We start from the raw sequence: 19,805 nt of genomic DNA on the forward strand, positions 1-19,805 counted from the left end.
ATAGGCTGCGGCTGCGCATCACACCAAATGTGGGAGCTGGCTTGCCAGCGAGTTGTTGAGGCCCGAAAGCTCGCTGGCAAGCCAGCTCCCACAATAATCAAACGTTTCCACCACGGCCGGCGAAGCGCTTGCGGTACTCGGCGGGGCTTACGCCCACGGCCTTGCTGAACGCGCGGCGCAGGGTGTCGGCGTTGGCGAAGCCGCAGTGGGCGGCCACCTGCTTGGGGGTTTCATGGCCCTGCTCCAGGCGTTCGCGGGCGGCCTGAATGCGGGCCTGCTCGACCCAGCTGGCCGGGGTTTCGCCGACTTCCTGGTGGAACAGCCGGGCGAAGTGCCGCGGGCTGAGGCCGGCGCGCTCGGCCAGGGCCTTGATGCTGTGGTCTTCGGCCGGGTGCGCGGCCACGTAGCGCTGCACCTCTTGCAGCGCCGAGCGCCCGGCTGGCAGCGACTCGCCCTTGCGGCTGAACTGCAACTGCCCGCCGGGGCGCTTGAAAAACATCACCAGCTGGCTGGCCACGCGCCGGGCGATGTCCTCGCCCAGGTCTTCTTCCACCAGCGCCAGCGCCAGGTCCAGGCCGGCAGTCACCCCGGCCGCGGTGCGCAGCCTGCCGTCGCGCACATGGATGGCGTCGGCGTCTACCTGCACCTGCGGGTAACGGCTGGCCAGCGCCGCGGCGGCCACCCAGTGGGTGGTCACCCGGCGGCCGTCCAGCAGCCCCGCCGCTGCCAGCGCAAAGGCCCCGGTGCACACCGAGCCGAAGCGCCGTGCCTGGGGCGCATGCAGGCGCAGCCAGTCCAGCAGCGCCTGGCTGAAGCGCGCGTGCGGGGCATTGGGCGCGCCGGCCACCAGCAGGGTGTCGATACCGGCCAGGGCATGGTCGGTGTTGGTCTCGGGCAACAGCCGGGTGCCCGATGAGCTGGTCACCGGGCCGCTGCCGCAGCCCACCAGCAACAGCCGGTAGCGCTCGCGGCCGGCCTCGCGGTTGGCCTCGGCGAACACGTCCAGCGGGCCGCTGACGTCGAGCAGTTGCACGTTGGGCAAGGCCACCACGGCGATGGTGCGTACGGGAGTCATGACGGCGTCCGCTTGGGAAGGGAAATGGCAGTATATGACGTATTGCGCCAATTGAGGCCATACCCCGACGAGCTGATACTGGCTTCACCCCCACCACTGCTTGCGGAGACACCCCATGACCTTCAGCCTCGACGACATCAAGATCCCCGACACCGCCATGGCGCGGGAAATCACCGAACTGGTGCGCGACACCGAGTCGGACCTGCTGTTTCACCACTCCAGCCGGGTGTACTACTTCGGCGCCCTGGCCGGCCGCAAGCGCGGGCTGAAGGTCGACGCCGAATTGCTGTACGCCGGCTGCATGTTCCACGACATGGGCCTGGTGCACCAATGCAGCAGCGCCTGCGAGCGCTTCGAGGTGGACGGCGCCAACGCCGCCCGCGACTTCCTCAAGGGCCACCACATCAACCAGCACGACATCGACACCGTGTGGACCGCCATCGCCCTGCACACCACCCCCGGCATCCCCCAGCACATGCACCCGGTGGTGGCGCTGGTGACCGCGGGCGTGGAAATGGACGTGCTGGGCCTGACCTACCCGCAGTACAGCGACGCCGAACGCGACGCCATCGTCAGCGCCCACCCGCGCAGCGCGCAGTTCAAGGAAGACATCATCCAAGCGTTCTACGACGGCATCAAACACAAGCCCGAGACCACCTTCGGCAACGTCAAGGCCGACGTGCTGGCCAGCAAGGACCCGCTGTTCCAGCGCGGCAACTTCTGCGAGGTGATTCGCGGGTCGGCGTGGAAGGCGTGATAACGCCGCCAACACGCTCGCGTAGCCGCTGCCGACAGGCTGCGCTGGCCCCCGCGTACGCTGAAGATCTCCAGCGAGGCTCAAGGCCAGCGCAGCCTGCGGCAGCGGCTACGGGCTCGGTGTCGTGGCCTGGGAAGGTTCACGGCGTGCGGAAAGCAAGCGATACGCCCCCGGCGCCACGCCGGTGAGGCGCCGGAAGATAATTCGGAATGTCGCCGGGTCCTGGTAGCCCACGCTCCAGGCCACCTGGTCGACGCTGTCGCGGGTCCACTGCAGCAACTCCCGCGCAGTATTCACCCGCAACTGCTGGCAGTACTGCGTGGGGGACAACCCGGTGGCCGCGCGAAAGCGTCGCAGCAAGGTGCGCGCCTCAAGCCCCGCCTGGGCCGCCATGGCCGCCGCGCTCACGCCCAGGGCGCCGTTGGCCTGCAGCCAATGCTGCAGCTTCAGCACCTGTGCATCGCCGTGGTCCAGCACCGGCGCGAAATACCCCTCGCCCTGCAACGGCGCCGCCACCGCCAGGAACTGCGCGGTCTGCCGCGCAATGTCATCCCCCAACAACCGCGCCACCAGGCGCAGGCCCAGGTCGGTCCAGGCCATCAGGCCGGCGCTGGTCAGCAGCTCGCCATCGTCGATGATTGGCACTTCGCTGTGCACCCGCACCGCTGGGAAACGCGCGGTGAATTCCGCTGCCTGGCTGGCATGGGTAGTGGCGCGGCGGCCGTCCAGCAGGCCTGCAGCGGCCAACAGGAACGCGCCGATGCACACCGCGCCCAGCACCGCGCCGCGAGCGTGTTGCTGCAGCAGCCACGGGCGGCAGGCGGCGGCGGTGTCGGCACTGGGCAAGCGGCCCAGCGACGGCGGTATCACCACCACGGCCGGGCTGCCGGCTGCATCATCGCCAGGCTGCCACTGGCTGACCTGCAACGCCGCGCGGCCGCAAGCCTGGCCCAACCGGCTGGCCACGGCGAACAGATCGACCAGCCCGTGCACGGCCGCCGCTTGGGCGCCGGGGTACACCAGCAGGGTGATTTCATGTGTGTCGGCCATGACCGCCGGGCTCCAGGGTTGCATTGCAGCCTTCACGATATCAGCCCTGGGCCAGGAACGCCTCGGTCGCCAGCAACTGCGCGTAGCCGAACGCCAGCGCCGCCATGGCCCCGGCGTGCACCTGGGCGGCCGGTACGGTGTGGCCATCGAAGACCAGTTCGCGGGTGGCGCAGGCGTCGTGCAGCACGGTTACCCCGTAACCCAGGTCCGCCGCCGCGCGACCGGCGGCCTCGATGCACATGTGGCTCATGGCGCCCACCAGCACCAGTGACTCGATGCCGTGCTGGGCGAGTAAAGCGTGCAGCTCGGTCTCACGAAAGCTGTTGGGGTAGTGTTTGACGATCACCGGCTCGTTGGCCGCGGGGGCCACCGCGCCGTGAATCTGCGCGCCCGGGGTGCCGGGGCGGAAGAACGGCGCATCGGCCGCCAGGGATTCGTGACGCACGTGGATGACCGGCTTGCCGGCCTGGCGGAACGCTGCCAGGACCCGGGCGGCATTGGCGGCGGCCGGCTCGATGTTGTCCAGCGGCCACAGGCCGTTGGCGAAGTAATCGTGCTGCAGGTCGATGAGGATCAGGGCTTGCTTGCTCATGGGGACGGCTCCTTGGAAGAGCGCCCAGTTTGCGCGCTGGCGACGGGCAACGGGATAGGCGCAGCGGACAACCACCGAGGGTTTTCGGACATGCCCTTTTTCGCATAACTGCTGTGCCGCCCGGGCGGTTATTCTCGCGGCGCGCCGTTCGTATAGTGGCCCCATCTTCCCACAACAAGAGCCATGCCCATGAACAGCGCCGTGAAGCCCGATGCCACCCTGGACGCCGAGTACTTCGAGTACAGCAAGGCGGCCAACCCCATCAGCGCCAAGCTGATCAGCCGCGTGCCCTACCACAGCTTCCCCGCCGCCCTGTACGCCGACGGCCCGTCGCGGGTAGTGCCGCTGGACCTCAGCGAGGCGCTGGGGTGCCAGGGGCCGGCCACCGGCCCCGGCCTGTGCGCCAACTTCATTCGCCTGAACGCCGGCGACAGCCTGCGCCTGGCGCCCACTGCCACCTCCCAGGTGCTGTACGTGATTGCCGGCGACGGCCAGTTGCAGCAGGGCGACAGCCAGTTCGCCTGGAACAGCGGCTGCTTCATCGCCCTGCCCGGCCTGCAGCCCACCGTGCTGACCGCCCGCGCGGACAGCCGCTTCTATTACGTGCACGACGAACCGCTGCTGCGCTACCTGGGCGTGCGCCCGGCCGAGGACCGCTTCACCGCCACCCTGTACCCCGCCGAGGTGGCCAACGCCAAGCTGCGCGAGGCCGCCGATGACCCGCGCGCCCAGGACCGCAGCCGCATCAGCATCCTGCTGGGCAACCGCCACTTTCCCCAGACCCGCACCGTCACCCACGTGTTGTGGGCCATGTACGGCATCCTGCCGGCGGGTTCGGTGCAGAAGCCCCATCGCCACCAGTCCATCGCCCTGGATTTCATCATCGATGCGCCCGAAGGCTGCTACACCCTGGTGGGCACCGAGTTGGACGACGACGGCCAGATCCGCAACCCCACCCGCGTGGACTGGACCCCGGGCCTGGCCTTCGTCACCCCGCCCGGCTACTGGCACGCCCACTACAACGAGTCGGGGCGCGAGGCCTACCTGATCCCGATCCAGGACGCCGGCCTGCAAACCCACCTGCGCGCCCTGGACATCCGCTTCAGCTGAGCCAGTAAGGCGGCGTGCCGATGCGCTCGAGCATGAAGTCGATGAAGCTGCGCACCTTCGACGAGACGATGCGCTTGGGCGGGTAGACGAACCACAACGCCGCCTCGGCGTCGGCGACCTGCCAGTCTGGCAGCCAGCGTTGCAGGGTGCCGCTGCGCAGGCCGTCGGCGGCCAGCCACAGCGGCAGCAGGGCCACACCCAGGCCCTGCTCGGCGGCCAGGCGCCGGGCGTCCAGGTCGTTAAGGCGCAGCGCGCCTTGCAGGGTGACCGTCGCGTGCTGGTCGCCCTTGCGCAGCAGCACTTCATCACGGCTGCCCAGTATCGCCGGGAAATCACCCAGCGCTGCCGGGGCTGTCGGTGGCGCGGCGAAGCCCTTGGCCGCGCATAGCACCCACTGCTGATCGGCGATCCTGCGCGCCTTGAGGCCCGAGTCGGGCAAAGTGCCGATGCGGATCGCCAGGTCCATGCCGGCGTCGATCAGGTTGACCCGCGCCTCGTCCAGCACCAGTTCCACGCGAATGTCCGGGTAGCGCTGCAGGAAGTCGCCCAGCCAGGGCAGCACATGGTGGCGGGAAAAGGCCGGTGGCACGCTGACCTTGAGCAGGCCGCGCGGCTGTTGGTTGAGCGCCGAGGTGGCGGCGCGCGCCTGGTCCAGTTCCGCCAGCACGCGGCGGGCGTGGTGCAGGAAGGTCTGGCCGCCCTCGGTCAGATGCAGGGTGCGGGTGGAGCGGTTGAACAGGGCAATGCCCAGGTCATGCTCCAGCTCCTTGATGTAGCGCGACACCGTCGAGGCCTTGATATTCAGGCGTTCGGCGGCGCGGGAGAAGTTGTTGCCTTCGGCGGCCTCGACGAAGGCAGTGAGTGCGGCGAAGTAATCCACGGGCAAATCCCATCAGCCGGGGTTGGCATCTGGATAATACACAACACGGACCCCGTAGCCGCTGCCGCCAGGCTGCGCTGGCCATCGTTTACGCTGCACATCTCCAGCGTGGCGTGGGGCCAGCGCAGCCTGCGGCAGCGGCTACGGGATTGCGGTTGGTTCGGAATCAACGATTGCGGCGGCGCCAAAGGACTATCAGGCCCAGCAGCACCAGCACCGCAATCACCATCGCCGGCACAATGTACGGCTGCACCACGGCCAGCAACGGCTTCTCGCCGCCCTGGCGCGCAATCATCACGTCATGGGCGCTGATCTCGTGGGACGGGTTGCCGAAGTTGCGCAGCACGTAGTTGGCGATGTCGGCGACCTGCTGGTCGTTCAACTGCGCCACGTAGCTGACCTCGTCGAAGCGCGGCATCAGCACGTGGTGCCCGGCCTCCTGGCGGTCCACGCCGTAGAGAATCGCCGCGATCAGGTTGGCCGAGTTGGCCATGCCGGTGGCGGTGTTGTGGAACAGCGACGGGTAGGCCTGGTTGGCACTGCCCTGCCCGCCCGGCTGGTGGCAGCTGGCGCAGTAGCCGCTGTACAGCTGGGCGCCGGTGTTCACGCTGTCATGGGCGTTGGAGGGTGCCAAGCCGCGCACCTGGTCTTCGCCGCTGTGCTTGGCGCCGAACTCGTAGGCGGGGCGCACTTCGCCTTCGCTGCGCACCGGCGCGGTGCTTTTCAGGTAGGCGGCGATGGCCGCCAGGTCGCTGTCGGGCAGGAACTGCAGGCTGTTCTGCACTGCTTCGGCCATGCCGCCGGCGGCCTGATTCTTGCCCTCGGCGTGGCCGGTGCGCAGGTACTGCACCAGCTCGTCGTTGCTCCAGCCGCCGATGCCGCTGACCTTGTCGGAGGTGATGTTGGGTGCGTACCACGGGCCCACCATGCCGCCGGACAGGGCCTTGTCCTTGATCTCGGCCATCAGCGGGTTGCGCGGGGTGTGGCAGGCGCCGCAGTGCTCCAGGGTGTTGGTCAGGTACTCGCCGCGCACCAGTTCCGGGGTGGGCATGGGTGCTGGCGTGGCGGTGCGGCTGTCGAGAAACAGCAGGTTCCAGCCGGCCATGGACAGGCGAATGTTGAACGGGAAGTTCAGCGCCGTGGTCGGCGCCGGGGTGTCCACCGGCTGCACCGCGTGCATGAAGTAGGCGTACAGGGCCGCCACGTCGCTGTCGCTCATGTGCACGTACGAGGTGTACGGCATGGCCGGGTACAGGTAGCTGCCATCGGCGCGCACGCCGTCGCGCACCGCGTGGGCGAACTGCGCCTCGGTGTAGTGGCCGATGCCAGCAGTCTTCGACGGCGTGATATTGGTGGAGTAGATCGAGCCGAACGGCGAGTTGATCGCGTAGCCGCCGGCGAACGATTTGCCGCTGTCGGGCACGGTGTGGCAGGCCATGCAGTCGCCGGCCACCGCCAGGCGGCGGCCCTGCTCTTCCTGGGACAGCACGCCGCCCACCGGCGTTACCGCCGGCGCCGGTACGGTTTCTTCAGCCTGGGCCAGGCCACCGGCCGCCAGCAGTGCCACCAACAGGTGGGCTTTGATCGAGAAAGTCATTCGCTCAACCCCGCGCCAGTGCTTTGCTCATGTCGTCGGCGGCCTTGATCGCCAGCGCCGCCATGGTCAGGGTGGTGTTGACGACGCTGGCCGAGGCCATGGCGCCGCCACCGGGCAGCCACAGGTTGGCGTGGTCGTGGGTGCGGCAGTCGCCGTTCACCACCGAATCGCGCGGGTCCTTGCCCATGATGGTGCCGCCCATGATGTGGTTGTTGGCGTTGAGGCTGGTGGTGATGTTGAACTCGGTGGCGCCGAACAGGCTGCCGATGTGTTCCAGCTGCGCATGCGCCGCTTCCGCGCCCTTGCGCACGTAGTCGCCGACGTCGTAGTAGATGTCCGGGCAGGCCAGGCCGTGGGGGTCCTTGCGGGTGGTGCTCAGGGTCAGGCGGTTGTTGGGGTCCGGCAACGGCTCCAGGCTGATCGACAGGTCGACGCCGTGGGTGGAACGGCGGCGAATCTCGGCCTCCAGCGCCTTGCCCACCAGGCCCATGGCCAGGGCCTGCTCGGTGGCCTTGGCGACCTGGGTGATGTTGTTGAGGATCATCTTGTTGGCCGAGTACTTGGCGCGGAACTCGCCGTCACGCGGGCCGACGATGCAGCTGCTCTGCGCCGGGCCGCGGCCGATCCACAGCGGCTCGTTGGCAATGAACGAGCAGTGGAAGCCGGAGTGGTCCATCATGTTGCGCCCCACCTGGTCGGAGGAGTTGGCAATGCCGTGGGGGTTGCGTTCGTTGGCTGCCAGCAGCAACAGGCGCGGGGTTTCCAGGGCGTTGCAGGCCAGGGCGAAGACCTTGCCGCTGGCCTTGTGGGACTTGCCGTCGGGGCTCAGCCAGTGCACGGCGGTGACGCGGTTGCCCTCGTCGGTGTCGATCTTGTAGACCACCGCCTCGGTCAGTGCCAGGGCGCCGTTGCGCTCGGCTTCCTCGATGGTGTGGATGGCGTTGTACATGGCGCCGATCGGGCAGATCGGCTGGCAGTTGTTGTTGCCACAGCAGGTCGGCCGGCCTTTCCACGGGCGCGTGCTGCGGCCCTGGGGAATGGGGATGTGCTTGTAGCCGTGGGCGTTGACCACTTCGGCGAAACGCTTGTCGCCGTAGCCCCACGGCACCATGTCCATGGGGTATGGCTGGCTGCGCTCGCGCGGGCTCTGCATGTCCGGGTCGCTGGGGCCGGCCACGCCCATGGCTTCCTCGGCGCGGCAGTAATAGGGTTCCAGCTCGTCGTAGCTGATGGGCCAGTCGCGGCCCACGCCGTATTCGGACTGCATGCGCATGTCCACCGGCAGGTGGCGCCAGCACGACGCCGCCCAGTGCCAGGTGGTGCCGCCCAGGGTGCGCAGGTAGCCCTGCTGGAAGCTGCTGCCGCTCGGGCCGCTGAGGCCCACGTAGTTGTTCTTCGGGAAGTACAGCGGCGCCGGCGCGTGCTCGGCCTGCGGGTACAGGCCCTGGAAGTCGGAGCCGATGCGGTTGTCGAACGGCATGTTGCGCCAGTTCTCCACGGCCTGGGCGCGCTGGATGCGCAGGCCCGCTTCGAGGATCAGCACCGAGTGCCCTTCGGCCACCAGCTGGTTGGCGATCAGCGCCCCGGCCACGCCGGAACCTACCACCACCACGTCGGCGGTCACGTCGCCATTGGCGTCAAATACGGGCTTTCTCATGCTGCGTTCCTCGGGCCATAGATGGATGCGTTCGCGTCAGGTACAGCGGCGGTCCACCACAGCGGGCCGTTGCCGCAGTAGGTGGGCACGATCAGCCCGTCACTGGCGGGGCGGTACATCAGCGCATCCTTGTAAGTGATCAGCACCGCGTCCTGGCCATGGCCAACGGTGCCCTTGAACCAGGCAGCCACCACGGCCAGCGCGGCGTCACCCTCGTTGATCCCCTTCGCCGAGGCCAGCAGCGCCTCGGCGCTGTCACGGTTGGCCGGCACGGCCGCCAGCTTGCACAACGCCGCCAGCGAACCGGCCATGGCCGGCTGCCTGGCAATCAACGCGCGGGCAATGCGCCCGGCAATCAGCGGGTCGAGGTCGTCGTAACCGGTCAGCACCTGGGACAAGGTGAAGAAGCCTTGCGCGTCCACGTCCGGCCCATCGGCCAGCGCCAGCGGCGACCAGCCTAGGGTGCTGGCCATGCCGGCCTGCACGGCGGCCACCGCCAGGGCGGTGAGCACGGTGCGGCGTTTGAGCGGCGCATGCCACGGGGAAGGTTGCGAAGGATCGGGATCAAGGGGTTGCATGGTTTTTTTCCTGTCAGGCAGTGCACGGCTGCGTCGAGCTCTGTTTTATCTGGTCTGAAACCGGTTTCAGACACACACCAAAAAAAACCTGCACGGGTCTCCGGGCAGGTCGTCCTTGGGGTGTGAGGTGGCATCCAGCCAGCTGCCGCGCGGTTGTGTGCGGCAGAGTGTCGCGAGTGTATAGGAAAGTGCCATCAGGCCAGGAAAGATTTGGTTACACATTCGGTAAAACATTGTTTTCAAAGGCGTAACAATTGCAGCCATTCGGTCTTAGGCCATGCGCCAAGGCCACCAACGCCGATCCATCAGGCCATGGCACGTTGCAACAAATGTAGATGCTGCCGCCAGGCTGCGTCGCGCCGCGCGGGCGGCGCTCGATCTCAAGCGCACCAAAACACCCAAGACATGCACCTGCACGCCACACCGCAGTCCCGTAGCTGCTGCCATGGTGTGCACTGGAGATCTACAGCGAGGCACAGGGCCAGCGCAGCCTGATGGCAGCGGCTACGCGGACTTTTGCGGGGGGCCCGGCGGCCTGTCGCAAAATTGCATCAAGGCCACCAGGCGCATGCCATTGCCTCTCCGGCGCCCTCAAGACCGAGCGCCGCCCGCGCGGCGCGACGCAGCCTGGCGGCAGCATCTACATTTGTTGCAACATGCCATGGCCTGTGGGATTGGTGTCGCCAGCCTTGGTGTATGGCGCTACATAAGTAGCGCAGCCAAGAGGCAACAACCCCTGCCTAGGAAACATCCCACAAAGTCTGCGATAATCACCCTACAGCATTGAAATACTTACAAGATATTTCAAATTCGCCGATACATTTCGCCGCTTGTACTGAACCACTGCTACTCCTACTCTCCGCTCGCCGCTGCCTTCAGCGGCCGGGTTTAGTAGCCCGAGCGACTTCAGTGCAAATGCCTCCGTGTCATGGTGGCTGTGCGCAGGGCACCTCGTGTGCGCTGGGTTCCTGAAGTATCCCCGGTCTACTAAACTGTCGCACAGCCGCCACCCTTCGTTTAGTAGCGAAGGAGGACATAACCTGAGCAGCCTTGCCCTGTGGGCCGCTCCCTATGAGCGCTAACGAACGTGACAAGCAGTGAACTCATCACGGCAGCCTTCTACCTGACTTTATCGATCGCAGGATTCGCAGGCTGCCGGTGGCTCTCGATTGTGCTGTCAGGCCCCAAAGCCTCCACCGGATGGTACTGGCTGAGCATAAGCGTCACGTTTTTCTGGGGCATGGTTCAGCTTAATACCGCGCGCAACGGATCGATTTTGTTCCTTGACCCTACCAGCAATACCTTCCTGGCAAATGAGCCCGTGAGGTGGTCAGCTTTTGTTGGCAGCTTGCTTCAAGCGCTCTGTATTCCCCACGCAGAAAAACCGAGGCGGTGGTATTGGTTCTAGGGGCTTTGGGATCGGCGTTGGCAGCCTTTGGCGCATAACGAAGGATTGGCGCGGCCCACCGGCGGCAATCCCTGTTCGGCAACGGCCAGCTTCTGCCGCCCCACTTGGCGGCTCGCATGCCCGTCGCGCAAGCACAAGCCCCGTATTCATTGGCCTTTGCGCCCTGCCCCAGCCCCTGGCACCCATCTTGCTGTAAATCCCCACCACCTACACTCAACAGGAGGTGAACGGTGATTATCAACAGTACCAACCGCACCACCGCAACAACCGTCACGCCGGCCATTGCGTCGCTGTCGTCGCAGCAGCCGGATCAATACACCACGATCGCCACCTCGGCCACGCCGGTAGCGGCAACGTCGAGCAGCACCGATTCGTCGTCGCAGTCCAGCACCGACAGCTCTTCCTACGACGAAGCCTTCGCCCGGATGATGGTGAATCTGAAGGCAGCGATGGCCAGCACCGTCGACGACGCCACCGCCACCCAGGCGGCGACGGCGTCGGTGGCTTCGGCCGTGGCGGCAGCGGACAACAGCGGCACGGCGACCAGCACCGCCGCCACGTCGGACTCGCAGGCCAATTCGGCCAGCGTGGCCATTGCCGCCTCCGACCTGTCGGGCAGCAGCACCACCACCGCGTCCTCCGCCGCCCAGGAGTTCTCGGACTACATGAGCCAGAGCGACGCGGAAAAAGCCCGCCAGCAGCTGACCGGGGTGTCCAAGGAAGAGTACGACGCCATGACGCCGGAGCAAAAAGCCGAAGTCGACAAGAAGGTGGCGGACCTGACCAAGGAAAAGGCCCAGGTAGCGCAGCAGGACATCAACACCAAGATCGCCATGATCAAGTCCGAACTGGCGTGACCCCGTGCGCGGCGGCCGGGCAGTTCAGGCCCGCCGCGCCTCCGCGTGCTCGCGGATCACCTGGATCAGCGCACGCAGCCCCGCCGGCACATGCCGCCGCCCCGGGTAGTACAGGCACAGGCCATCGAGCGGTGGCGTCCACTCTTCCAGCACCCGCACCAGCGTGCCGGCGGCCAGGTCCGCGGCCACGTTCCATTCGGTCAGGTAGGCCAGGCCCAGCCCTGCCCGCGCTGCCGCCAACATCAATTCCGGCTCATCCAGGGTCACGGCGCCCTCGCCGTTGATGCGCAGGGTTTCACCGAAACGCTCGAACTCCCAGTGATACAGCAGGCCGCTGGGCAGGCGCGCGCGGATGCAGCGGTGCTGATGGAGTTCCAACGGCGTCCGGGGTGCCGCGTGGCGGGCGAAATACGCCGGGCTGCCGACCACGGCAAAGCGTTGCCGGTCGCCGAACGGCACGGCGATCATGTCCTGGGGCACGATGTCGTTGAGGCGGATGCCGGCGTCGAAGCCGTCGGCGACGATGTCCACCAGCCGCCCTTCGGTCACCAGGTCCAGGTGCATGGCCGGGTAGCGCTGCAGGAAGTCGATGAGCACTGGCATCACCTGCCGCGCCGCGCCCGCCGAGGTGTTCAGGCGCAGGGTGCCGGACGGCGTGGCGCCCAGGCTGCCGGCCTGGTCGATGGCGTCACGAATGGTCGATAGCGCCGGCGCCACGCTGTCGACGAACTGCGCGCCCGCCTGGGACAGCGACACACTGCGCGTGGTGCGGTTGAACAGGCGCACGCCCAGGCGCGCTTCCAGGCCGGCCACCGCGTAGCTGAGCGCCGAGGTGGACAGGCCCAGGTCCTGGGCGGCAACACGGAAGCTGCGGTGGCGGGCCACGGCCAGCACGGCTTCGAGTTCGGCAAGGCCGGAGGTTTTCATTGTCCTGATTCACTCAATGATTCATCCACAATTGTACCGCTAGTCCGGGCAATGCGCCGCGCCTATGGTGGTTGCACCTAACCCACAGGACTTCGCCCCATGCACCTTATCGACACGATCTACATCAATGGCCAGTTCGTCACCCCGCACGGCGAGGAATGGTTCGACCTGATCAACCCGTCCACCGAGCAGTTACTGGGCCGCGTGCGCCTGGCCGACGCCGAGGACGCGCGCACCGCCATCGCGGCGGCCAAGCAGGCCTTCCCAGGGTTTTCCCGGACCAGCCGGCAGCAGCGCATCGACTGGCTGATGGCCATGCACCATGCCGTCGCTGCCCGCGAAGACGAACTGTTCGAGGCCATTACCCTGGAGTACGGCGCCCCCGTGTCCCGCGGCCGCTGGATGGCCCGCCACGCCAGCCAGGTGCTGCTGGAAGCCACCAAGGTGCTGCAGGACTACCCGTTCAAGCGTCGCGCCGGCAGCGCCGAGGTGATCATGCAACCGTTGGGCGTGGCCGGGCTGATCACGCCCTGGAACAGCAACGCCGGCTTTATCTGCGGCAAGCTGGCCGCCGCCCTGGCCGCCGGCTGCACAGCGGTGGTCAAGCCCAGCGAGCTGAGCGCGCTGCAAACCCAAGTGGTGACCCAGGCGCTGCACGAGGCGGGCCTGCCGCCCGGGGTGTTCAACATTGTCACCGGCCGGGGCGAAACGGTGGGCGCGCAGATCAGCGCGCACCCGGACGTGGCCAAGCTGTCGTTCACCGGCTCCACCGCCGTGGGCAAGGGCATCCTCCGCGCCGGGGCCGAGACCTTGAAACGGGTGACCCTGGAGCTGGGCGGCAAGTCGCCGGTGCTGATCCTCGACGACGCCGACTTCGACAGCGCCGTGCCCATGGCGCTACAGGCCGGCTTCATGAACAGCGGCCAGGCCTGCATCGCCGGCACGCGCCTGCTGGTGCCCGCCGCGCGGCTGGCCGAGTTCGAGGCCAGGGTGCAGGCCGAGGTGGCCGGCATCCAGGCCGGTGACCCGCGCGACCCGCACACCAGCGTGGGCCCCATGGTCAGCGGCAAGCAATGGCAGCGGGTGCAGGGCTATATCCGCCAGGGCCTCGACGAAGGGGCGCGGTTGATCGCCGGTGGCGAAGGCCGCCCCGATGGCGTGGCCGCGGGCTGGTTCGTGCGCCCGACAGTGTTCAGCGACGTGCATAACCATATGGTGATCGCCCGCGAGGAGATCTTCGGGCCGGTGCTGGCGATCATTCCCTACCGGGACCTGGAAGAGGCGATCAGCATCGCCAACGACACCGTCTACGGCCTGCAGGCCTACGTGTTCGGCACCGACCCGCAGCGTGCCCGCGCCGTGGCCGCGCGCCTGGAGGCCGGGCGCGTGCAGGTGAACACCCTGGAGCATGAGCCGGCGGCACCGTTTGGTGGGTTCAAGCAGTCGGGGATTGGCCGCGAATACGGCACCTACGGCCTGGAGGCCTTCCTGGAACCCAAGGCCATCCTCGCCGCCCTGTAGCAGCAACTGTCTTCTGTGGGAGTGGGCTCTGCCCGCGAAAAGGGCGCCGCGCGACATCAGGTACTGTGCGGTGTGGCCTTCGCGGGCAGAGCCCGCTCCCACAAAGGCCGCGTCGGCGGTGTGCCTGGAGGGCCGCAGCGGCCAGGACGCGCCCTTCGGGCGCTGCTACGGAATTTTCTGTGTACCCTACAACTAATTTCCCACGCAACTGTCACTGTTTGACTAATAATCAGTGCGGCGCACGGCGCCCACCGAAAAGAAAAAACCATTCTGGAGCACATGGACATGGCAGCACTGCAGCAACGTACCCTCGACGCACTCAACAAGGCTCACGCCGAGCTGCTGGCCCAGTGGTTCAGCGAACAGGAAGCCAGCGGCGCGACGCGCAATCTCAAGGACGAGGACGTGCGCCAGCAGCAGGGCGAATTCCTCAGCCTGCTGGTCAGCGGTTCGCAGAACGGCGACTCGAAAAACCTCGGCGCCGGCAACTGGGAGGCCACCCGCCAGTTCCTCGAAAAGCTTTCCCACACCCGCGCCATGGCCGGCCAGGACTCGCAGCAGACCGCCACCTTCATCTTCGCCCTCAAGGGCCCACTGTTTGCCCTGCTGCAGCGTGAATACGAAGACAGCCCCGCCACCCTCGCCGAGCAGACCTGGGAGATCTCGCAGCTGCTGGACGGCCTGGGCCTGCACACCATCCGCACCTTCCAGAAGTCCCGCGAGGCGGTGATCAAGCGCCAGCAAGAAGAACTGCTGGAGCTGTCCACGCCGGTGGTCAAGCTGTGGGAAGGCGTGCTGGCCCTGCCGATGATCGGCACCCTGGACAGCCAGCGCACCCAGGTGGTGATGGAATCGCTGCTGCAGCGCATCGTCGACACAGGGTCGGAAATCGCCATTATCGACATCACCGGCGTGCCCACCGTGGACACCCTGGTGGCCCAGCACCTGCTGAAAACCGTGACCGCCATCCGCCTGATGGGCGCCGACTGCATCATCAGCGGCGTGCGCCCGCAAATTGCCCAGACCATCGTGCACCTGGGCCTGGACCTGCAAGGCGTGGTCACCAAGGCCAACCTGGCGGACGCCCTGGCCCTGGCCCTGCGCCGCCTGGGCATGACCGTCAGCAAGGCGGTATAAGCCCATGGAGCGCATCCCCATCCTGCAAATGGGCAACTGCCTGCTGGTGACCATCCAGGTCGACATGCATGACCAGCTCGCCCTTACCCTGCAAGACGACCTCTCCGAGCGCATCAGCCGCACCTCGGCGCGCGGCGTGCTGATCGACATCTCGGCGCTGGACATCGTCGATTCGTTCATTGGCCGCATGATCGGCACCATCTCTGGCCTGTCACGCATCATGGACGCCGAGACCGTGCTGGTGGGCATGCAACCGGCCGTGGCCATCACCCTGGTGGAACTGGGCCTGACCCTGCCCGGCGTGAGCACCGCCCTCAACGTGGAACGCGGCATGAAGCTGTTGCGCGAACGAGTGGACCTGCAATGACCCAGCTCAGCAGCGGTACCCAACCGGTTCGCATCGAGCAAGACGTGGTATTGGCGCGCCAGACCGCGCGCAAGCTGGCCCAGGACTGCGGCATGCGCCTGATCGACCTGACCAAGCTGGTGACGGCGGTCAGCGAGCTGGCGCGCAACACCATGGTCTACGGCGGTGGCGGCGACATGGACTGGGAAATCGTCGAAGAGAACCACCGCACCGGCCTGCGCCTGGTGTTTCGCGACGAAGGCCCGGGCATTGCCGACATCAAGCTGGCCATGACCGACGGCTGGACCTCGGGCAGCGGCCTGGGCCTGGGGTTGACCGGGGCCAAGCGCCTGGTGGACGACTTCGAGCTGGACACCGCGCCGGGCAAGGGCACACGGGTGACCATCACGCGATGGACCTGACCTTCCCGAGTTCGATCACTCAAGTGTTACTGATCGAAGACAGCAGCCAGATCGGCCACGCCCGCCGCACCGCCCAGAAGCTCGCCGAGCGCCTGGGCTTCGACGACGCCGACGCCGGCCGCGTGGCCCTGGTGGTGACCGAGCTGTGCAGCAACATCCTCAAGCACGCCAGCCACGGCGAGCTGCACCTGCGCACCCTGCCCCGGCCCGAAGGCCAGGGCCTTGAAGCCATTGCCGTGGACCGCGGCAACGGCTTCGACGTGCACGCCTGCCTCACCGACGGCTACTCCACCGGCGGCACCCAAGGCATTGGCCTGGGCGCCGTGGCGCGCCAGGCCGAGGTGTTCGACGTGCACGCCGACAGCCGCGGCGCGGTGCTGCTGGCGCGCTTCTTTTGCCGGGGCGACAAGGCCCGCGACCTGGCCGTGGGCGTCACCCAGCACTCGCTGCACAACGACCCGGCCTGCGGCGACGCCTTCCAGGTCAACATCGGTGAACAGGGCATCAGCGCCCTGGTCATCGACGGCCTGGGCCACGGCGAGGACGCCGAACGCGCCGCCCGCGCCGGGGTGCGCGCCTTCGCCCTGGCGCCGTTCGCCAGCCCGACGCTGCTGATGGACGACCTGCACCAGGCCATGACCGGCAGCCGCGGCGGCGCCGTGGCCGTGGCGCAGTTCAACCCGGGCGCCGACCGCCTGGCCTTCATCGGCATCGGCAACATCGGTGCCAGCCTGCTCAGCCGCAGCCATGACCGCAGCCGCGGCCTGGCCTCGCACCCGGGCATCGTCGGCGCCCAGTTCCGCAAGGCACAGAGCTTCGACTATGCTCAGGTCAGCGGCCATATCCTGATTCTGTATAGCGACGGCCTGCAATCGCGCTGGAACCTGCACGATTACCCGGGCCTGATTTTCCGCCACCCCGCCGTGATTGCCACGGTGCTGCACCGTGACTTCTGCCGCGGCAGAGACGACGTCACCGTGCTGGTCATAGACCTGGAGATGCCCCATGCCTGACCTCACCTCCCTGGCCGCCAACGCCCAGGCCGCGCGCGTGGCGCAACTGGAACGCGAAGCCGAGGCCCTGCGGGTCGAGCTGGAAGAGACCAACCAGGGCGTGCTGGCGTTGTATGCGGAGCTGGACAACCAGGCCGAGCAACTGCGCCAGGCCTCGGACCTGAAAAGCCGCTTCCTGTCGTACATGAGCCACGAATTCCGCACGCCCCTGGGCTCGATCCTGAGCATCACCAGCCTGCTCAAGGACGAACTCGACGGCCCGCTGAGCGCCGAGCAGCACAAGCAGGTGGCCTTCGTCAGCGGCGCCGCCCGCGAGCTCAGCGACATGGTCGACGACCTGCTGGACCTGGCCAAGATCGAAGCCGGGCGCATTACCATCTCGCCGGCCTGGTTCGACATGTTCGACCTGTTCTCGGCCCTGCGCGGCATGTTCCGCCCCATCGTCGACGCCACAGCGGTGGACCTGGTGTTCGAGGAGCCGGTGGGCCTGCCGCGGCTGTACAGCGACGACAAGAAGCTGGCGCAGATCCTGCGCAACTTCATCTCCAACTCGCTGAAATTCACCCAGCGCGGCCATGTGCGGGTGTCGGCCAGCCTGGAGAACGAGCACGAGATACGCTTCGCCGTGAACGACACCGGTATCGGCATTCCCGCGGAAATGCACGGCACCCTGTTCGAAGACTTCAGCCAGGTCGACTCGCCGCTGCAGAAACGCCTGCGCGGCACCGGCCTGGGCCTGTCACTGTGCAAGCGCTTCGCCGAGCTGCTGGGCGGGCGCGTGGGCGTCGCCAGCGAGCCGGGCGTGGGCTCGACCTTCTACGTGATCATCCCATTGGCCCTGGCCCAGGACACCCCCGATGAAGGCTGACAGCTGCCTGCTGATCGTCGATGACAACGCGGCCACCCGCTACGCCCTGCGCCGGCGCCTGGAGCGCCACGGCTACCGCATCCTTGAAGCCGGCACCGGCACCGAGGGCCTGGCGCTGCTGGCCGAGCAGCTGTTCGACGCGGCGATCCTGGACGTCAACCTGCCGGACATGAGTGGCTTCGACATCGTTCGCCAGCTCCGCGCCGAACCGCGCACCGCGCTGCTGCCGGTGATCCACGTGTCGGCGGCGTCGATCCAGACCGGCGACATCATCACCGGCCTCGACAACGGCGCCGATGCCTACCTGACCCACCCGGTGGACCCTGATGTACTCCTGGCCACCCTGCGCACCCTGCTGCGGGTGCGCGACACCGAGCACGCGCTGCGCGAGAGCGAGGCGCGGTTCCGGGAGATTTTCGTCAACATCGGCGCGCCCATCGCGGTGATGGACGCGGCGCTGAACGTGATCGAATGCAACCAGGCCTTCACTGACCTGGTGCAGGACAACCGCACCAACGAACAGCTGCAGGGCTGCTTCGCTCCTGACCAGGAAGGGGTGCTGGCCGAACTGCGCCTGCGCCTGGCCATCGGCGAGCGCTGGCGCGGCACCCTGAACATGTTGGTGGAGGGCGTGCTGCGCGAGACCGAATGGCAGATCTCGCCGTACCGCACCCCAGGCCACAGCCTGGTGTTCATCGAGGACGTCACCGAGCACCGCCAGCGCGAACGCTCGCACCGCCAGGAACTGGACAGCGCCAACGACCAGCTGGCCAAGGAGGTGGCCGAACGCGCACGCACCGAGGCGCAGCTGCTGCAGGCGCAGAAGATGGACGCCCTGGGCAAGCTCACCGGCGGCATCGCCCACGACTTCAATAACCTGCTGACCGGCATCATCACCGGCCTTGAGCTCATCAAGAAACGCGTCAGCGAAGGCCGCAGCGACGCCGTGCTGCGCTACACCGACGCCGCCCTGGGCTCGGCCACCAGCGCTGCTTCGCTGACCCACCGGCTGCTGGCCTTCGCCCGCCAGCAGCCGCTGGACACCCGCCCCACCGACGTCAACGAGCACATCCTGTCGCTGGAAGACCTGCTGCGGCGCACCATCGGCGAGCGGGTGCAGTTGACCCTGGAGCTGACCAGCAAGGCCGCCATCGCCCTCGTCGACCCCATCCAGCTGGAAAGCGCGGTGCTCAACCTGGTGATCAACGCCCGCGACGCGCTGCCCCAGGGCGGGCACATCCGCCTGAGCACCTTCGCCGCCCACTCCCACGGCGACATGAAACTGGCCGACGGTGCCTACGTGGTGCTGAGCGTGCAGGACGACGGCGTGGGCATCGAACATGGGGTGATCGGCAAGGTCTTCGACCCGTTCTTCACCACCAAGCCGCTGGGCCAGGGCACCGGGCTGGGGTTGTCGACCATTTATGGTTTTGCCCGCCAGTCGGGGGGCGACGCGCGGATTCGCAGCGTGGTCGGCCATGGCACCGAGGTCACCCTGCTGCTGCCGGCCGGCCTGGCCAACCAGCACCCCGACCTGCCGGCGCTGCTGCCGACGCGGCCGGGCAGTGGCGAGCACATCCTGATCGTCGAAGACATGCCGGCCGTGCGCCTGTTCGTCACCGAGGTGCTGGAAGACAACGGCTACCGCTGCACCCAGGCCGACGACGTGCACCACGCCGTGAGCCTGTTGCAGGAGGATGGCAGCATCGACCTGCTGCTGACCGACGTCGGCCTGCCGCAGATGAACGGCCGCGACCTGGCCGACATCGCCCGCCGCTACCGCGCCGAGTTGCCGGTGCTGTTCATGACCGGCTACGCCGAGGACGCTGTCAGCCGCCAGGATTTCCTCGGCGAGCGCATGGACCTGGTGATCAAGCCGTTCCAGATCAGCGACCTGGTGGGCAAGGTACAGCGCATGATCGACACCCGCCCCTGACCCGGACGCAGCCTTCGGCAGCTGCTACGCCGCAACCCCCGTAGCAGCGGCCGCAGGCCGCGTCCGAGGGCGCC

The 19,805-nt window shown here is 67.4% G+C and carries 18 protein-coding genes; 10 read left to right on the plus strand and 8 right to left on the minus strand.

The window, feature by feature from the left end:
• Positions 1 to 97 precede the first annotated feature (97 nt).
• Positions 98 to 1,075 (minus strand): GlxA family transcriptional regulator, encoded by a 978-nt coding sequence (locus tag RAM80_RS06105; protein ID WP_416425330.1) that lies wholly within the window; start codon positions 1,073 to 1,075, stop codon positions 98 to 100.
• Positions 1,076 to 1,190: 115 nt separating this feature from the next.
• Between RAM80_RS06105 and RAM80_RS06110 the strand changes: the two genes are divergently transcribed.
• Positions 1,191 to 1,832, plus strand: coding sequence for an HD domain-containing protein (locus RAM80_RS06110; protein ID WP_416425331.1), 642 nt, complete (start codon positions 1,191 to 1,193; stop codon positions 1,830 to 1,832).
• A 108-nt stretch (positions 1,833 to 1,940) separates the two neighbouring features.
• On the opposite strand, the gene RAM80_RS06115 is transcribed toward RAM80_RS06110, so the two are convergent.
• Both RAM80_RS06115 and RAM80_RS06120 read right to left on the minus strand, forming a co-directional pair.
• Positions 1,941 to 2,882 carry a GlxA family transcriptional regulator gene (locus RAM80_RS06115; protein WP_416425332.1) on the minus strand — a complete coding sequence of 314 codons (942 nt, stop codon included), beginning with the start codon at positions 2,880 to 2,882 and terminating at the stop codon, positions 1,941 to 1,943.
• A 40-nt stretch (positions 2,883 to 2,922) separates the two neighbouring features.
• Positions 2,923 to 3,474 carry a cysteine hydrolase family protein gene (locus RAM80_RS06120; protein WP_416425333.1) on the minus strand — a complete coding sequence of 184 codons (552 nt, stop codon included), beginning with the start codon at positions 3,472 to 3,474 and terminating at the stop codon, positions 2,923 to 2,925.
• Positions 3,475 to 3,663: 189 nt separating this feature from the next.
• Here RAM80_RS06120 and RAM80_RS06125 point away from each other — a divergent pair, with 189 nt between their 5' ends.
• The gene (locus tag RAM80_RS06125; protein ID WP_416425334.1) at positions 3,664 to 4,584 is read left to right on the plus strand and encodes a cupin; all 921 of its coding nucleotides are present in this window, start codon (positions 3,664 to 3,666) and stop codon (positions 4,582 to 4,584) included.
• On the opposite strand, the gene RAM80_RS06130 is transcribed toward RAM80_RS06125, so the two are convergent.
• The 4 genes from RAM80_RS06130 to RAM80_RS06145 all read right to left on the minus strand — a co-directional run bounded on the left by RAM80_RS06130 (position 4,577) and on the right by RAM80_RS06145 (position 9,296).
• On the minus strand, positions 4,577 to 5,464 hold the full coding sequence (locus RAM80_RS06130) for a LysR substrate-binding domain-containing protein (protein ID WP_416425335.1): 888 nt from the start codon (positions 5,462 to 5,464) through the stop codon (positions 4,577 to 4,579). The genes RAM80_RS06125 and RAM80_RS06130 overlap by 8 nt on opposite strands.
• A 166-nt stretch (positions 5,465 to 5,630) precedes the next feature.
• Complete coding sequence (locus tag RAM80_RS06135) at positions 5,631 to 7,061, minus strand: c-type cytochrome (RefSeq protein WP_416425336.1); 1,431 nt, start codon at positions 7,059 to 7,061, stop codon at positions 5,631 to 5,633.
• A 4-nt stretch (positions 7,062 to 7,065) separates the two neighbouring features.
• Positions 7,066 to 8,718: a GMC family oxidoreductase gene (locus tag RAM80_RS06140; RefSeq protein WP_416425337.1), complete on the minus strand. Its 1,653-nt coding sequence runs from the start codon at positions 8,716 to 8,718 to the stop codon at positions 7,066 to 7,068.
• Entirely contained in the window at positions 8,715 to 9,296 is a 582-nt protein-coding gene (locus RAM80_RS06145; RefSeq protein ID WP_416425338.1) for a sugar dehydrogenase complex small subunit, read from the minus strand. The genes RAM80_RS06140 and RAM80_RS06145 overlap by 4 nt, the downstream gene beginning before the upstream one ends.
• 1,638 nt (positions 9,297 to 10,934) lie before the next feature.
• Between RAM80_RS06145 and RAM80_RS06150 the strand changes: the two genes are divergently transcribed.
• Positions 10,935 to 11,561, plus strand: a complete 627-nt coding sequence (locus tag RAM80_RS06150; protein WP_416425339.1) for a hypothetical protein — start codon at positions 10,935 to 10,937, stop codon at positions 11,559 to 11,561.
• Positions 11,562 to 11,585: 24 nt separating this feature from the next.
• Here RAM80_RS06150 and RAM80_RS06155 read toward each other — a convergent pair whose 3' ends face one another.
• A complete protein-coding gene (locus RAM80_RS06155) occupies positions 11,586 to 12,488 on the minus strand; it encodes a LysR family transcriptional regulator (protein WP_416425340.1) in 903 nt (300 codons plus the stop codon).
• Between the two features lie 99 nt (positions 12,489 to 12,587).
• On the opposite strand from RAM80_RS06155, the gene RAM80_RS06160 reads away from it, so the two are divergent.
• From RAM80_RS06160 to RAM80_RS06190, 7 genes are all read left to right on the plus strand, one after another.
• The gene (locus tag RAM80_RS06160) at positions 12,588 to 14,009 is read left to right on the plus strand and encodes an aldehyde dehydrogenase family protein (protein WP_416425341.1); all 1,422 of its coding nucleotides are present in this window, start codon (positions 12,588 to 12,590) and stop codon (positions 14,007 to 14,009) included.
• 285 nt (positions 14,010 to 14,294) lie between these two features.
• Positions 14,295 to 15,146 (plus strand): STAS domain-containing protein, encoded by an 852-nt coding sequence (locus tag RAM80_RS06165; protein WP_416425342.1) that lies wholly within the window; start codon positions 14,295 to 14,297, stop codon positions 15,144 to 15,146.
• A gap of 4 nt (positions 15,147 to 15,150) precedes the next feature.
• Complete coding sequence (locus RAM80_RS06170) at positions 15,151 to 15,513, plus strand: STAS domain-containing protein (RefSeq protein ID WP_416425343.1); 363 nt, start codon at positions 15,151 to 15,153, stop codon at positions 15,511 to 15,513.
• Positions 15,510 to 15,914 (plus strand): ATP-binding protein, encoded by a 405-nt coding sequence (locus RAM80_RS06175; protein ID WP_416425344.1) that lies wholly within the window; start codon positions 15,510 to 15,512, stop codon positions 15,912 to 15,914. The genes RAM80_RS06170 and RAM80_RS06175 overlap by 4 nt, the downstream gene beginning before the upstream one ends.
• On the plus strand, positions 15,905 to 16,927 hold the full coding sequence (locus tag RAM80_RS06180) for an ATP-binding protein (RefSeq protein WP_416425345.1): 1,023 nt from the start codon (positions 15,905 to 15,907) through the stop codon (positions 16,925 to 16,927). Before RAM80_RS06175 ends, RAM80_RS06180 begins: the two co-directional genes overlap by 10 nt.
• The gene (locus RAM80_RS06185) at positions 16,920 to 17,795 is read left to right on the plus strand and encodes a sensor histidine kinase (protein ID WP_416425346.1); all 876 of its coding nucleotides are present in this window, start codon (positions 16,920 to 16,922) and stop codon (positions 17,793 to 17,795) included. The genes RAM80_RS06180 and RAM80_RS06185 overlap by 8 nt, the downstream gene beginning before the upstream one ends.
• Positions 17,785 to 19,731, plus strand: a complete 1,947-nt coding sequence (locus RAM80_RS06190; RefSeq protein WP_416425347.1) for a response regulator — start codon at positions 17,785 to 17,787, stop codon at positions 19,729 to 19,731. Before RAM80_RS06185 ends, RAM80_RS06190 begins: the two co-directional genes overlap by 11 nt.
• Positions 19,732 to 19,805 lie beyond the last annotated feature (74 nt).

The organism is Pseudomonas sp. App30 (genome assembly GCF_047947025.1).
GTDB lineage: Bacteria > Pseudomonadota > Gammaproteobacteria > Pseudomonadales > Pseudomonadaceae > Aquipseudomonas.

Excerpts from the sequence above, each read along its gene's own strand:
- RAM80_RS06115 (WP_416425332.1), bottom strand. The coding sequence starts at position 2,882 with ATGGCCGACACACATGAAATCACCCTGCTGGTGTACCCCGGCGCCCAA.
- RAM80_RS06185 (WP_416425346.1), top strand. The coding sequence starts at position 16,920 with ATGCCTGACCTCACCTCCCTGGCCGCCAACGCCCAGGCCGCGCGCGTG.
- RAM80_RS06170 (WP_416425343.1), top strand. The coding sequence starts at position 15,151 with ATGGAGCGCATCCCCATCCTGCAAATGGGCAACTGCCTGCTGGTGACC.
- RAM80_RS06155 (WP_416425340.1), bottom strand. The coding sequence starts at position 12,488 with ATGAAAACCTCCGGCCTTGCCGAACTCGAAGCCGTGCTGGCCGTGGCC.
- RAM80_RS06160 (WP_416425341.1), top strand. The coding sequence starts at position 12,588 with ATGCACCTTATCGACACGATCTACATCAATGGCCAGTTCGTCACCCCG.
- RAM80_RS06180 (WP_416425345.1), top strand. The coding sequence starts at position 15,905 with ATGGACCTGACCTTCCCGAGTTCGATCACTCAAGTGTTACTGATCGAA.
- RAM80_RS06165 (WP_416425342.1), top strand. The coding sequence starts at position 14,295 with ATGGCAGCACTGCAGCAACGTACCCTCGACGCACTCAACAAGGCTCAC.
- RAM80_RS06105 (WP_416425330.1), bottom strand. The coding sequence starts at position 1,075 with ATGACTCCCGTACGCACCATCGCCGTGGTGGCCTTGCCCAACGTGCAA.
- RAM80_RS06145 (WP_416425338.1), bottom strand. The coding sequence starts at position 9,296 with ATGCAACCCCTTGATCCCGATCCTTCGCAACCTTCCCCGTGGCATGCG.
- RAM80_RS06140 (WP_416425337.1), bottom strand. The coding sequence starts at position 8,718 with ATGAGAAAGCCCGTATTTGACGCCAATGGCGACGTGACCGCCGACGTG.
- RAM80_RS06135 (WP_416425336.1), bottom strand. The coding sequence starts at position 7,061 with ATGACTTTCTCGATCAAAGCCCACCTGTTGGTGGCACTGCTGGCGGCC.
- RAM80_RS06175 (WP_416425344.1), top strand. The coding sequence starts at position 15,510 with ATGACCCAGCTCAGCAGCGGTACCCAACCGGTTCGCATCGAGCAAGAC.
- RAM80_RS06120 (WP_416425333.1), bottom strand. The coding sequence starts at position 3,474 with ATGAGCAAGCAAGCCCTGATCCTCATCGACCTGCAGCACGATTACTTC.
- RAM80_RS06190 (WP_416425347.1), top strand. The coding sequence starts at position 17,785 with ATGAAGGCTGACAGCTGCCTGCTGATCGTCGATGACAACGCGGCCACC.
- RAM80_RS06125 (WP_416425334.1), top strand. The coding sequence starts at position 3,664 with ATGAACAGCGCCGTGAAGCCCGATGCCACCCTGGACGCCGAGTACTTC.
- RAM80_RS06110 (WP_416425331.1), top strand. The coding sequence starts at position 1,191 with ATGACCTTCAGCCTCGACGACATCAAGATCCCCGACACCGCCATGGCG.